This is a genomic window from Pseudomonas sp. LY-1 (assembly GCF_053502595.1).
The window spans coordinates 3,131,029-3,143,575 of the sequence record NZ_CP094353.1 but is presented as its reverse complement, the minus strand read 5'-3'; the positions used below and the strand labels follow the sequence as shown (position 1 = coordinate 3,143,575).

At 62.5% G+C, this 12,547-nt stretch carries 11 protein-coding genes; 3 read left to right on the top strand and 8 right to left on the bottom strand.

From position 1 onward, the window contains the following. Positions 1 to 21: 21 nt before the first annotated feature. From MOQ67_RS14395 to MOQ67_RS14365, 7 genes are all read right to left on the bottom strand, one after another. Positions 22 to 201 (bottom strand): hypothetical protein, encoded by a 180-nt coding sequence (locus MOQ67_RS14395; RefSeq protein WP_079444050.1) that lies wholly within the window; start codon positions 199 to 201, stop codon positions 22 to 24. Between the two features lie 128 nt (positions 202 to 329). Then, complete coding sequence (locus MOQ67_RS14390; protein ID WP_198717824.1) at positions 330 to 1,358, bottom strand: Gfo/Idh/MocA family protein; 1,029 nt, start codon at positions 1,356 to 1,358, stop codon at positions 330 to 332. A 298-nt stretch (positions 1,359 to 1,656) separates the two neighbouring features. Next, positions 1,657 to 2,667, bottom strand: coding sequence for a Gfo/Idh/MocA family protein (locus MOQ67_RS14385; RefSeq protein WP_198717825.1), 1,011 nt, complete (start codon positions 2,665 to 2,667; stop codon positions 1,657 to 1,659). A 19-nt stretch (positions 2,668 to 2,686) separates the two neighbouring features. Next, positions 2,687 to 4,618 (bottom strand): 3D-(3,5/4)-trihydroxycyclohexane-1,2-dione acylhydrolase (decyclizing), encoded by a 1,932-nt coding sequence (gene iolD, locus MOQ67_RS14380; protein ID WP_198717826.1) that lies wholly within the window; start codon positions 4,616 to 4,618, stop codon positions 2,687 to 2,689. Positions 4,619 to 4,628: 10 nt separating this feature from the next. Then, entirely contained in the window at positions 4,629 to 5,417 is a 789-nt protein-coding gene (gene iolB / locus MOQ67_RS14375) for a 5-deoxy-glucuronate isomerase (RefSeq protein WP_046489003.1), read from the bottom strand. Then, the gene (iolE, locus tag MOQ67_RS14370) at positions 5,414 to 6,307 is read right to left on the bottom strand and encodes a myo-inosose-2 dehydratase (protein ID WP_046489005.1); all 894 of its coding nucleotides are present in this window, start codon (positions 6,305 to 6,307) and stop codon (positions 5,414 to 5,416) included. The genes iolB and iolE overlap by 4 nt, the downstream gene beginning before the upstream one ends. 163 nt (positions 6,308 to 6,470) lie before the next feature. Beyond that, entirely contained in the window at positions 6,471 to 8,408 is a 1,938-nt protein-coding gene (locus MOQ67_RS14365; protein WP_198717827.1) for a bifunctional 5-dehydro-2-deoxygluconokinase/5-dehydro-2-deoxyphosphogluconate aldolase, read from the bottom strand. A 284-nt stretch (positions 8,409 to 8,692) separates the two neighbouring features. Here MOQ67_RS14365 and MOQ67_RS14360 point away from each other — a divergent pair, with 284 nt between their 5' ends. From MOQ67_RS14360 to MOQ67_RS14350, 3 genes are all read left to right on the top strand, one after another. After that, complete coding sequence (locus MOQ67_RS14360; protein ID WP_017846562.1) at positions 8,693 to 9,613, top strand: MurR/RpiR family transcriptional regulator; 921 nt, start codon at positions 8,693 to 8,695, stop codon at positions 9,611 to 9,613. A gap of 187 nt (positions 9,614 to 9,800) precedes the next feature. Continuing rightward, positions 9,801 to 10,484: a response regulator transcription factor gene (locus tag MOQ67_RS14355; RefSeq protein WP_003219726.1), complete on the top strand. Its 684-nt coding sequence runs from the start codon at positions 9,801 to 9,803 to the stop codon at positions 10,482 to 10,484. After that, positions 10,462 to 11,853 carry a sensor histidine kinase gene (locus MOQ67_RS14350; RefSeq protein WP_104903351.1) on the top strand — a complete coding sequence of 464 codons (1,392 nt, stop codon included), beginning with the start codon at positions 10,462 to 10,464 and terminating at the stop codon, positions 11,851 to 11,853. Before MOQ67_RS14355 ends, MOQ67_RS14350 begins: the two co-directional genes overlap by 23 nt. A gap of 81 nt (positions 11,854 to 11,934) precedes the next feature. On the opposite strand, the gene MOQ67_RS14345 is transcribed toward MOQ67_RS14350, so the two are convergent. Beyond that, entirely contained in the window at positions 11,935 to 12,351 is a 417-nt protein-coding gene (locus MOQ67_RS14345) for an SRPBCC family protein (protein WP_198717828.1), read from the bottom strand. Positions 12,352 to 12,547: the final 196 nt, after the last annotated feature.

Below are 12,547 nucleotides of genomic sequence, written 5' to 3'. Positions count from 1 at the left end.
GTTTTTTGGACGTTGCGTTTTTCAGAGCGAGGATGACGGCAGGCGGACGAGCGGTGCTCCCGGAATGCAGCACACCAGGGCGCCTTGGTTTTCGACGCACAGCACGTTGAGGAAGGAGAAGTAAAACGGCCGGGTGCGGGGCAGACCGCGTGGCGCAAGGGCTGGGCGTAAAACTCGCAGTACAGCGTTGAAGATTTTCATCTGACGGTACCTGGTTGTTTTTGATCTTGTTTTTGTTGAGTCGTCGGGATCGAGTCCGGAACGTACTTTATGCAACCTGGAAAAGACTTTATTGGAAAATAATTTCTATATCAACCTGTTTTAGAATTTTATTCTATTTTTGTCGAAACCACTTGCTGGCGCTCGGCGCTCAGGCGTGCGGCGTCCAATATCCTTGTGGTTTCCAACGCCTCGTAGGCGTCCACCGGCAGCGGCCCCTGCCCTTGCACGGCGGCCTGCCACTGGCGATAGAACTGGGTCCAGCAGCCTTTTTCCGACGGCACACGCTCGCGCTCGGGGCCTTGTTCGAACCAGCCCCAGCGGCGGTGCTCCTCGGCCCCCCAGTGCTCGCCCTCGGTTTTGGGCGACTTGCCGGCCATCAGGGCGTCTTCCTGACCGTCCAACCCGTCGACGGTGTAGCAACCCAGGGCGCCGCTGACCCGCAAGCGCGGTGCGGGGCTGTTCTGCAAGGCGTTGCCCCACAGGTGGGAAATCACCCCGTTGGCGTGGGTCAGGGAGACAAAGAAGCCGTGGTCGATGCTGGGGTGTTCGGCGCTGTAGTGCAGTTGCGCGAAAACCCGATCCACCGGGCCGAACAGTTGCAGCGCCTGATCCACCAGATGGCTGCCCAGGTCACGCAGCCAGCCGCCGCCGCTGGCATTGCCCACCGATTGCGGGCTGAAACGCTCGACGCGGGATTCAAACCGGGTGACAGCGCCGAGGGCGCCGGCGTCGATCAGTTTGCGCAAGGTCAGGAAATCCGAATCCCAGCGCCGGTTCTGGTAGACGCTGAGCAACACGCCCTGGCGTTCAGCCGCGGTGATCAGCACCCGGGCCTGCTCGGCGTTGGCGGCGAAAGGTTTATCGCTGACCACGGCGACGCCGTGCTCGATGGCCTCCAGCACCAGCGCCGGGCGACCTTTAAGCGTGGTGGAAATCACCAGGGCGTCAACGCCGGCCTCGACGATCTGGCCGATGCTGTCAAAGGCTTTAACCCCTGGAAGATCAGTGCTCAATTGCTGACGGCGCTCGGGTGAGCGAGTCACCACACCAACAAAAGTAGCGCCGGGCAGGGTTGCAATCAGTGGCGCATGAAAGAAGCGCCCTCCATGGCCATAGCCGACCAGTCCAATTCGCATACATTCACTCCTTTATTGAAGTGCATACCCAATCCAACTGTGGGAGGGGGCTTGCCCCCTCCCACATTGACCGAGTGTTAGCCGTAGAAGGCAGGGTTGCAGTCAGTGGCGCATGAAAGAAGCGCCCTCCGTGGCCATAGCCGACCAGTCCAATTCGCATACATTCACTCCTTCATTGAAGTGCAAACCCAGTCCAACTGTGGGAGGGGGCTTGCCCCCGATGGCGGTGGATCAGATCCAGATTCATTAGCTGACCCGCTGCTATCGGGGGCAAGCCCCCTCCCACATTGACCGCGTGTCAGCCGTAGAAGCGCGGACGCTCAGGCAGGCTGACTTGGACAATTTGCCCACTGCCTTGGGCCTCGATACACGCATCCGCCGCGACTGCCGCTGCAAACCCATCCCACGCCGACGGCCCGCCCACTTGCCCGGCGCGCACGCTGTCGATGAACGCCTGCAACTCGACGTCATAGGCGCCGATAAAGCGGTCTTTCCAGTCCATCAGAATCGCATTGGACAGCTTGGCCTCGCTGCGCAATTGCACCTGCGACGGCTCCGGCAGCTTGGCGATACCGGTCTCCCCCACCACTTCGCACTGAATGTCGTAGCCGTACTGGCAGTTCACAAACACTTCCACATCGATGCGCGTGCCCTTGGCGGTTTCCAGCAGCACGATCTGCGGATCGCGCAGATGGGCCAGGGCCTTGCTGGTCTTGCGCGGGAACACCACTTGCACCGACACATAGTCGTCGTCGAGCAGCCAACGCAACACGTCCAGCTCGTGGATCAGGGTGTCGGTGATCGCCATGTCGGTCTTGTAGTTCTCACCCACCCGCGGGTTGCGGTGCGCGCAGTGCAGCATCAGCGGCTCGCCGATCCGGCCGCTGTCGATCACCGCTTTGAGGGCGCGATAACCTTCGTCATAGGGGCGCATGAAGCCCACTTGCACCAGGCGCTTGCCGTTCGCCACTTCGGCCTCGACGATCCTGCGACAGCCTTCGGCGGTGACCGCCAGGGGTTTTTCGCAGAACACCGGTTTGCCCGCCTCGATGGCGGCGAGCACGAATGCCTCATGGCTCGGGCCCCAGGAAGTGACGAGAATGGCTTCGACTTGAGGCGAACGGATCAGCGCATGGCCGTCCGGATACACCTCGGCGTCCAGTTTCAGATCCGCCACCACCTTGGCGGCCTGCTCCAGGTCGATGTCGGTCACCGCCACCACCTGGCTGTTGAGCAAGGTCTGGCTGCAACGACGAATATGGTCCCGGCCGATAGCGCCCGTACCGATAACACCCAGCTTCAACGACATACATTCACTCCTCTTGTTATTAGTACTGCCGGGCCTTGGCCAGCTGTTCATTGAGTTTTTTCGCCGCCGCGTTGGTGCGTTCGCTGGTGGAGACCTGCGCCACACCCACCCGCCACCACGACAGGTAGCCGTGGATCATGGTCTTGGGCAGCACCTTGATATCGATCAGCGTCGACACCGTTTGCGTGCGCGCATCGGCCAGCGCCGCTTCGAGCTGTTCGACGCTGCTGACCTTGTAAGTCTTGCAACCGTAGGCCGCCGCACTCATGGCGAAATCCACCGGCACCAGGCCGCCGTCGAGCTTGCCGCTCTCGGGGTTGCGGTAGCGGAACTCGGTGCCGAAGCTGTCCATGCCGTTGCCGATCTGCAGGTTGTTGATGCAACCGAAAGCCATGTTGTCCAGCAGCACCACGTTGATCTTGCGGCGCTCCTGGATCGAGGTGGCCAGCTCCGAGTGCAGCATCATGTAGGAGCCATCGCCGACCAGCGCATAGACCTCGCGCGTCGGCTCGGCGAGTTTCACGCCGAGGGCGGCGTTGATCTCGTAGCCCATGCACGAATAACCGTACTCGACGTGGTAAGTGTTGACGCCCTTGCTGCGCCAGCTGCGCTGCAGGTCGCCGGGCAGGCTGCCGGCGGCGGCGACGATGATCGCGTCGTCGGCCAGCACCTGGTTGAGCACGCCGAGGACCCGGCTTTGGGTCAGGCACGAACCGGTCAGCTCGATAAATTCGCGTAGCACGCCGCGGTCGAGGTGGTCGTCGACCTCGGGGACGAAGTCGTCGCCGGCGTATTCCAACTGATGCACCCGGTCGACTTCAGCATCCAGTTGCGCCCTGGCATCGCGCACCTGCTCGCCCCAACCGGCGCGATAATCGCCCAGCGCTGCGGCCAATGCCTCAAGGGCGACTCGTGCATCCGCCAGCACTTGCACGCCATCGAGTTTCAACGCATCGCCGGAGCTGATGTTGAGGTTGAGGAACCGCACCTCGGCGTGCTTGAACAACGACTTCGACGACGTGGTGAAATCGGTGTAGCGCGTGCCGATCCCGATGATCAGGTCGGCCTCGGCGGCCAACAGGTTCGCGGCCAGGCAGCCGGTTTCGCCGATCCCGCCGACGTTCAGCGGATGGCTGGACAGCACCGCACTCTTGCCCGCCTGGGTTTCGGCGAAGGGAATCTCGAAGCGTTCGGCAAATGCCTGTAGGGCCGCATTCGCCCCGGAGTACTTGACCCCGCCACCGCAGATGATCAACGGCTTGCGCTTGCCCTCGAAGGCCGCCACGGCATCGCCGATCATCGCCTCGGTGGGCGGGCGCCGATCGAGGCGATGGACACGTTTTTGCAGGAAGTAATCCGGGTAATCCCAGGCCTCGGCTTGCACGTCCTGCGGCAGCGCCAGGGTGACGGCACCGGTTTCGGCCGGGTCGGTGAGCACGCGCATGGCATGGATCGCCGCGCTCATCAATTGCTCGGGGCGGTTGATGCGGTCCCAGTATTTGCTCACCGAGCGGAAGGCGTCGTTGGTGCTGATGCTCAGGTCATGAAACTGCTCGATCTGTTGCAGCACCGGGTCGGGCTGGCGGCTGGCGTAGACATCGCCAGGCAATAGCAGCAACGGAATGCGGTTGGCCGTGGCAGTCGCGGCAGCGGTCAGCATATTCGCCGCCCCCGGGCCGACCGACGCGGTACACGCGTAGATCTTGCGGCGCAGGTGCTGTTTGGCAAACCCGATGGCGGCGTGGGCCATGCCTTGCTCGTTGCGGCCCTGATGCACCACCAGGTCGCCGCTGTCCTGCTCCAGCGCCTGACCCAGGCCGAGCACGTTGCCGTGGCCGAAAATCGTGAACACCCCGGCCACGAACTTGCTCTGCACACCATCAACTTCGATGTATTGGTTATCCAGAAATTTCACCAGGGCCTGGGCCATGGTCAAACGAGTGGTGGTCATGTCGCGCCCCTTAAAGGTCCAGCAGCCAACTGTGCTGCGGGTCGTTATGAAAATGCCAGGCGCGCTTGGGGCCGGCCATTACGTTGAGGTAGTAGGACTCGTAGCCATACGGCACGCTCACCGGGTGGTACCCCTTGGGCACCACCACCAGGTCGCTGTTTTCCACGGCCATGGCCTCATCGATGCTGCGATCGTCGGTGTACACCCGCTGGAACACGAAGCCCTGGGGCGGGTTGACCTGGTGGTAATAGGTTTCTTCGAGAAAGCTCTGGTGCGGCAGGTCGTCGGTGTCGTGCTTGTGCGGCGGGTAGCTCGACGAATGCCCGGACGGCGTGCGGACTTCCACCACCAGCAAGGAGTGGGCGGGCTCGCTGTCGGGCAGGATGTCGCACACGTAACGGGTGTTGGCGCCTTTGCCGCGCACGCTGCGCTTGCACTGTTCGGGGCGGATCAAGCGTGGCGCGAAACCCGTCGCGCCAGGCGCGGCGCAGACCGCGAGCTGCACGTCGCTCAATGCCGTCACCTGGGCGTCGGTGCCCGGCGGCAGGTAAGCGGCAAAGGGCGATTTGTCTTCAAACACCGACTGACGATCGCCGAGGTTCTGCCAGCTAAAACCGTCGCCTTCGATCGTCACCCGGCCGCTGAGCAGCACCAGGCACAGCTCCTGGTCGCCGGCGGTGACTGGCAGGGTTTCGCCCAGGCTCAGGCGGTAGGCGGCAAAGCCGACGTAGGCCAGGCGGCCCGCTTCGAGGGCGACCATGGTTTGCCCGCGCTTATTGCTCTTGACCAGCAAGCTCATTGCCCCGTCCTCTCGTTCAGCAGCGCACGCAAGGTGTCATAACCTTTTTTCGCATAGATATAGCTCGGCGCGACAGCCGGGTCCTGCTCGGCTTCGACCACCAGCCAGCCTCGGTAATGCGCGGCCAGCAGCACGTCGAGCAACGCGGCAAAGTCGATATCGCCGTCACCCGGCACGGTGAAGGTGCCGTTGACGATGCAGTCGGGGAAGCTCCACATCTGGTTGCGCGCCAGTTGCACCACCGCTTTGCGCACGTCCTTGAAATGCACATGGCACACGCGGTCGATGTGTTTGCGCAGTACGTCGAGGGGTTCGCCGCCGCCCATGTAGCAATGGCCCGAATCGAACAGCAGGCCGACTTCGGGGCCGGTGCGGCGCATCAGTTGATCGATGTCCTCCGGCGATTCGACATAGGCGCCCATATGGTGGTGGTAGGCCAGGCGCACGCCCTGGGACAGGGTAAAGCGCGCCAGCTCGGTGAGCTTGTCGGCATAGTCCTGCCAGGCCTGCTCACTGTGGAAACGCGGGCGTTCGATCAGGCGGATGCGGGAGCCCTGGATCGAATCGGCCACTTCGCCGTAGACCAACACCGTGGCGCCATTGTGTTTGAGCAACTCGACGTGAGCGGCGATGGCTTCGATTTCCTCCGCCACCGACCGCTGGGCCAGACGGCTGGAGTACCAACCGGAGACCAGCGCCAGGTCGTAGGGGCGCAACACATCGGCGACGCCCTTGGCGTCCTTGGGGAATTTGCCGTTGAGTTCAAAACCTTCGTAGCCGATCTGCTTGCCTTCGCTCAACGCCGTGCTCAGGGGCGTTTCGCCGCCCAGGGCCGGCAGGTCGTCGTTGCTCCAGGAGATCGGGTTGATGCCAATTCGGATTGCGGGCATGGCTGCACCTTTATTATTTTCAGGTATCACTGAGATCTGCATTATGTGGGAGGGAGCTTGCTCCCGATGGCAGTGTGTCAGGCAACACTTCTGTAACTGCACCACCGCCTTCGGGAGCAAGCTCCCTCCCACATTGGATTACATTTCAAATTAAGAACTGCGTTCAGCCTCTGGCACTGCACCAGGCACTGATCAATTGCTCGAAAGTGGCCCGGACTTGGCGGATCAGGGTCTCGTCATCAATCTCCCCCGCCATCCACGCGCGACTCGGCTCCTGGAAAATCGTGCGTCCCACGGCAAAACCACGGCAGGTGCGACTCTGGCTGGCTTGGCGGAAGCCCTCGGCCAGGTGTTCGGCCGACGCATTCAGGCCCAGCAGCACCACACCGCGGCAGTACGGGTCGCGTTCCTCGATCAGTTCGTCGAGTTTTGTCCAGTCCTCGGCCGACTGTGCCTCGATTTTCCACCACGCCGGGTAGATACCCAGGTTGTACAGGCGCTTGAGGCTGCGGTAGAGCACATCGGGGTAGGTCGAGGGGTGATCCTTGGGCGGGATGACTTCCAGCAACAGTTCATGCCCGCTGACCAGCGAAGCCTCGTACACCGCCTTGAGTTGCGCTTCCTGTTCCAGGCGCAGCAGCGGTTCGTCATCGGGGTGGTATTGCACCAGGCATTTGATGATTTGCTCCTGGGGCCAGGCGATCAAGTTGCTGCCGATCGAACGGCCGTGTTCGAACGCCAGGGGCCGCGAGTTCTGCACCTCCACCGGGCGTGCGATCCACCAGCCGCGACCGCTGGCGGCGTTGAGCGCGTCCTGGCCGAAGCGCTGGTCGGCGAGCAAACCGACATCGGCCTCGACGCCCTGCCCGCGCAGCGTCTTCTCCACGCGTTCGACGGCCTGGATAAACAGCTGCTTGATCGCGCTGATGCGGCTCGGGTCCTGGCCGCCGCGTTGCGCCAGGTCGATCAATTGCCAGCGATGGTCGAAGGCGAACACGAACAGTTGCTTCCAGGCCTTGCGTGGCACCGTGACCCGATGCAGGCGCTGCAGGGTCACGTCTTGATCGGGGCGGGTGATCGGCACCGGGCTGTTGAACAGGTAATCCAGTTCGGCCGGCGTCGGCATGGCCGGTGCGCAGGCGTGGCGCGACACCACCAGGCCGCCGCAGGCATTGGCCAACTGGCTGCATCGCGCGTCGCTGGCATCGTTCAGCCAGCCGCTGAGAAAGCCCGCCATGAACGCATCGCCGGCGCCCAGCACGTTAAGCACTTCAACGCGCACGCCGGGGTAGATCGCCCCCTCGTCCAAACGGGCCGGGATCGCGCCGTGGATCACCGTGCAGCCCTGCGGGCCGAGCTTGACCACCAGGGTCGCCGGGGTCAGTTCACGGACGGTGCGCAGGGCGCTGAGCAAATCTTCACTGCCGCCGGCGATCAGGAACTCTTCTTCAGTACCGACGATCAGGTCGAAGCGCGGCAGGATGCTCTGCACGTGCTGGCTGACGCTCTGGTCGGCGACAAACCGGGTTTCGCCATCGGCCTTGCCCGCCAGGCCCCACAGCACCGGGCGGTAGTCGATGTCGAGCACGCGCTGGACGTTGTGTTTGGTCGCGTAATCCAGGGCCTGGACGCTGGCCTTGTACACAGCGTCGGTGGAGAAATGCGTGCCGGTGATCAGCAGGGCCTTGCTCGAGGCGATAAAGGCTTCGCTGATGTCTTCGGCGCGCAGGGCCATGTCGGCGCAGTTTTCGCGGTAGAACACCAGGGGGAAGGTTTCGCGGTCCTTGAGGCCCAGCAGCACCAGCGCGGTAAGGCGTTGCGGGTCGACCTTGATGCCGCTGACATCGCAGCCTTCACGGACCAGGGATTCCGTCAGGAACCGGCCCATATGGTCGTCCCCTACCCGGCTCAACATCGCCGACTTGAGGCCCAGGCGCGCGGTGCCGAAGGCAATGTTGGCGGAAGAACCGCCGAGGTACTTGGCAAAGCTGGACACATCCTCAAGCCGCGCACCGACTTGCTGCGCATAGAGGTCGACGCCTAGGCGCCCGAGGCAAATCAGATCCAATTGACGCCCACTGGCAAAACGAGTCTGGCCCATGCTGGCTCCTGTTATTTTTATCAGCCTGCGTTGTGCCGCCGTGGCGACGGCACACGCTCTTGGTGGGAGCAGACTAGAACGTTCAGCGAGCCCAATCAATATTTATTCCATAATTATTTTTGGTAGAATATTTTTTCCAATACGTCAGGATAGGGGCACGCCAGCGACAGTGCATCGTTTCAGCCGCCCACTCGCTGGCGCATGCCGGGGTATTTTTTTGCGCCTACCCTGTAGACTTGCACCCACCATCAGCGCACCAGATGAACCCGCCAGAAGGATTGCCCATGTCCCGCACCGATCAGCCGGCCACGCCCGAGACCGCTTCCCAAGACACTCTCGCCAGCCCTGCGATCAATGCCGAACGCCTGTTGCAGCTGATCACCGACGAATACGAAAGCCTGCCACGCCAGCTCAAGCGCATCGCCAGCTACATGAGCCAGCAGAGCGACCGGATCATGGTCGACCGCATCAGCGACATCGCCCGCGAATGCGAAGTGCATCCGTCGGCCATCGTGCGGTTCTCCCAGCGTTTCGGCTTCAGCGGGTTCAGTGAGATGCAGGCGCTGTTTCGCGAGGCGTACACCCACAAGACCACGCCGGTGCAGAACTATCAGCAGCGCATCCGCAGCATGATCGCCAACAAGTCGCAGAAGGCCAGCGGCGGCGACCTGGCGCGCGAGTGTGTCAATGCCACGCTTTCGGGCATCGAGCGCCTGGGCCTGGAACTGGATGACGCGGCGTTCGAAAAAGCCGTCGACCTGGTGGTCAACGCCGACAACATCTACGTGGTTGGCGTGCGCCGTTCGTTTGCGGTGGCCGATTACCTGGTCTACAACCTGCAACACACCAACAAGCGCATCCACCTGATCTCAGGCCTGGGCGGCAGCTACCGCGAGCAGATGCGCAGCGTGCGCGCCAATGACTTGGTGATCGCCATCAGCTTCACGCCCTACGGCAAAGAAACCCAGCACTGCCTGCGTATCGCCCAGCACCACCAGGCCAAGACCCTGATCATTACCGACAGCAACCTGTCGCCCCTGGCCAAGCGCGCGAACGCAGTGCTGTTGGTCAATGAAGGCTCGTCGTTTGCCTTCCGTTCGTTGAGCGCCACGTTGTGCCTGTGCCAGGCGCTGTTCATTGCGGTGGCGTATCGCCTGGAGTTGAAGGTGGATGAGATTCATGAGCAGGTGGGCTTCGACGACTGACGGAGGATCCGTCACCGTAGCCGCCGATTGACACGCCTTCATCGCAGGCAAGCCCGCACATCGGAGTAGGCGGGTTTTATGAAAACTGTGTCAGTTTTGCCAACATGAAGTTTTATTTAGGAAGCGTTCAGCCATTTCTTGGCAAAATGCCCACACTTCTAGTGTGAATCGCTCACCAGGTAATCCTATGACCCGCATTTTGACCATTGAGGATGACGCCGTAACGGCCCGCGAGATCGTCGCCGAGCTGAGTAGCCATGGACTGGACGTAGATTGGGTGGACAACGGCCGCGAAGGCCTGGTCCGCGCCGTGAGTGGTGATTACGATCTGATCACCCTCGACCGTATGTTGCCGGAACTTGATGGCCTGGCCATCGTCACCACCCTGCGCACCATCGGCGTGTCGACGCCGATCCTGATGATCAGCGCGCTCTCCGATGTCGACGAGCGGGTGCGCGGCCTGCGCGCCGGTGGGGATGACTACCTGACCAAGCCGTTCGCCTCCGATGAAATGGCCGCCCGCGTCGAAGTGCTGCTGCGGCGCAAAAGCACGGTCAAGGAATTCGAAACCGCCCTGCGCGTGGCCGACCTTGAGCTGAACCTGATCAGCCGTGAAGCCAGCCGCGCCGAGCAGCCGCTGAGCCTGCTGCCCACTGAATACAAACTGCTGGAATTCCTGATGCGCAACACCGGGCAGATCCTGTCGCGGATGATGATCTTCGAGGAAGTCTGGGGTTATCACTTCGACCCCGGGACCAACCTGATCGATGTCCACATCGGTCGCCTGCGCAAGAAGATCGATCCACCGGGCCTCACGCCGCTGATCCGCACGGTACGAGGTTCCGGGTATGTCATTGCTGAACCCCTCTAAGGGCTGGCGTTCCTCCAGCAGCCGCTTGCTGGCGCTGTACAGTTCGCTGTTCGTGGCCTGGAGCTGCATCCTCATGGGGGTGCTGTATTACGAGGTGTCCGGTTACCTCAGCGACCTCTCGCGCCATTCGCTGATGCAGCGCCAGCACCTGTTCCAGCGGTTCGACGGCGAAGAACTGTTGGAAGCCCTGACCACCAGCATGACCTTCGACATGAAGGGCGTGGACGCCTATGGCCTGTTCGATGCGCAATTTCGCCCATTGAACGGACCGATCCAGGCGATACCACCCGACTTGCCCCTGGACGGCAAGATCCACGCCCTGGCCAATTGCGTCGACTCCGACGACCCGAAACTGCCCAAAGACAGCTGCGACGCCGTGGTCACCCACACCGCCGATGGCCGCTGGCTGGTGCTGGTGCGCGCCAACGGTTCGCTGTTCGGCGTAACCCGGATCATCTGGCACGCGCTGCTGTGGGCGGTGTCGCTGACCATCATCCCCGGCGCCGCCGGCTGGCATTTGCTGCGCCGCCGCCCATTGCGACGGATTCGCGGGATCCAGGCCAGCGCCGAGGCCATCGTCGCCGGCGACCTCACCCATCGCCTGCCGCTGTCGAACCGACGTGACGAACTGGACATGCTCGCCGCCATCGTCAACGCCATGCTCGACCGCATCGAGAAGCTGATGAACGAGGTCAAAGGCGTGTGCGACAACATCGCCCACGACCTGCGCACCCCGCTCACCCGCTTGCGCGCGCAGCTCTATCGCATCAAGCAACAAGCCGAACACGACTCGGCCCACGCGGTGCAGCTGGACGACGCCATCGCGGAGACCGACACGCTGATGGCGCGCTTTCGCGGGTTGTTGCGGATCTCGGAACTGGAAGACCACCAACGCCGCTCGGGCTTCCTGGTGATGGACCCACTGCCGCTGCTGCGCGAACTGCACGACTTCTACCTGCCCCTGGCCGAGGAAGGCGAACTGCAACTGGTGCTCGACACCCCGCCATCCCTGCCCTGGATCACCGGCGACCGGGCCTTGCTGTTCGAGGCCCTGGCCAACCTGCTGAGCAACTCGATCAAGTTCACCCCAGCGGGCGGCGAAGTGATTTTGCGCGCGGTCAACGATGCGGGCAGCACGCGTATCGAAGTCCACGACTCCGGCCCCGGCATCCCAACAGCGGAACGCAAGGCGGTGTTCCAGCGGTTCTATCGCGTGGATGAAAGCGACCAGCAAGGTGGGTTTGGGCTGGGCTTGTCGATTGTCGCGGCGATCATCAACCTGCACGGTTTCAATCTGGACGTTGGCACCAGCCAACGCGGCGGTGCGCGGTTGGTGCTGGAGTGTCGCCAGCAACTGATGCCCAAATAAACCAGACACGACACCAATCGATAACGGTGGGAGGGGGCTTGCTCCCTCCCACATTGGGTGTCGGTTGCCCGATCGATCAGGTCAAGCCGGGAAGTTGCCGCGCAGCGCCTCAAGCCCACCGCGGTACACGCCGGCAAACAAAGCCTCCACCGCCTCGTCGGTGGTGTCCGGCACCGGGGTGAACACGCCCGACCACGTCACCTTCGCCGACGATTCCGTCAGGGCTTCGACCCGCAACGTCGCCAGGTAGGCACTCACCGGAAACGGCGACTCCTCGATGCTGTAGCTGTAAGTGCGGGCCACGTTATCAAAGGTCTGCAAGCGCTCCACCACCACGCCGCCATCGGCGGTCTTCAGGTGACGCAGGCGCCCGCCGTCGCCCGGCTTGCTCTCGACGATCAATGGCAGCCAGTCCGGCAGCGCGTCAAAACCGCCGACCAATTGCCACACCTGATCGGCCGAAACCGGAACTTCAATGACAGAAGAAGCTGTAGGCACAATCAATACTCCAGACAATAAACAATTCAGATCGCCAGATCTGTCGCACCGACAGTTGCTGGCGACCGGGGTTGAACAATGTACGCCAGCCGATTCGTCACTTCACCCCCTATTCGTGGCGCGATGGATGCTCGAGATTGAAGCCATGCCGTCCCGGACCACTGAAATCATCTGCGTGCCTGGACGGCCCGCAGGG

Coding starts and splice junctions, on each gene's coding strand:
- MOQ67_RS14395 (WP_079444050.1), bottom strand. CDS start 201: ATGAAAATCTTCAACGCTGTACTGCGAGTTTTACGCCCAGCCCTTGCG.
- iolB (WP_046489003.1), bottom strand. CDS start 5,417: ATGAGCTTGCTGGTCAAGAGCAATAAGCGCGGGCAAACCATGGTCGCC.
- MOQ67_RS14390 (WP_198717824.1), bottom strand. CDS start 1,358: ATGCGAATTGGACTGGTCGGCTATGGCCATGGAGGGCGCTTCTTTCAT.
- iolE (WP_046489005.1), bottom strand. CDS start 6,307: ATGCCCGCAATCCGAATTGGCATCAACCCGATCTCCTGGAGCAACGAC.
- MOQ67_RS14360 (WP_017846562.1), top strand. CDS start 8,693: ATGTCCCGCACCGATCAGCCGGCCACGCCCGAGACCGCTTCCCAAGAC.
- MOQ67_RS14385 (WP_198717825.1), bottom strand. CDS start 2,667: ATGTCGTTGAAGCTGGGTGTTATCGGTACGGGCGCTATCGGCCGGGAC.
- iolD (WP_198717826.1), bottom strand. CDS start 4,618: ATGACCACCACTCGTTTGACCATGGCCCAGGCCCTGGTGAAATTTCTG.
- MOQ67_RS14350 (WP_104903351.1), top strand. CDS start 10,462: ATGTCATTGCTGAACCCCTCTAAGGGCTGGCGTTCCTCCAGCAGCCGC.
- MOQ67_RS14355 (WP_003219726.1), top strand. CDS start 9,801: ATGACCCGCATTTTGACCATTGAGGATGACGCCGTAACGGCCCGCGAG.
- MOQ67_RS14365 (WP_198717827.1), bottom strand. CDS start 8,408: ATGGGCCAGACTCGTTTTGCCAGTGGGCGTCAATTGGATCTGATTTGC.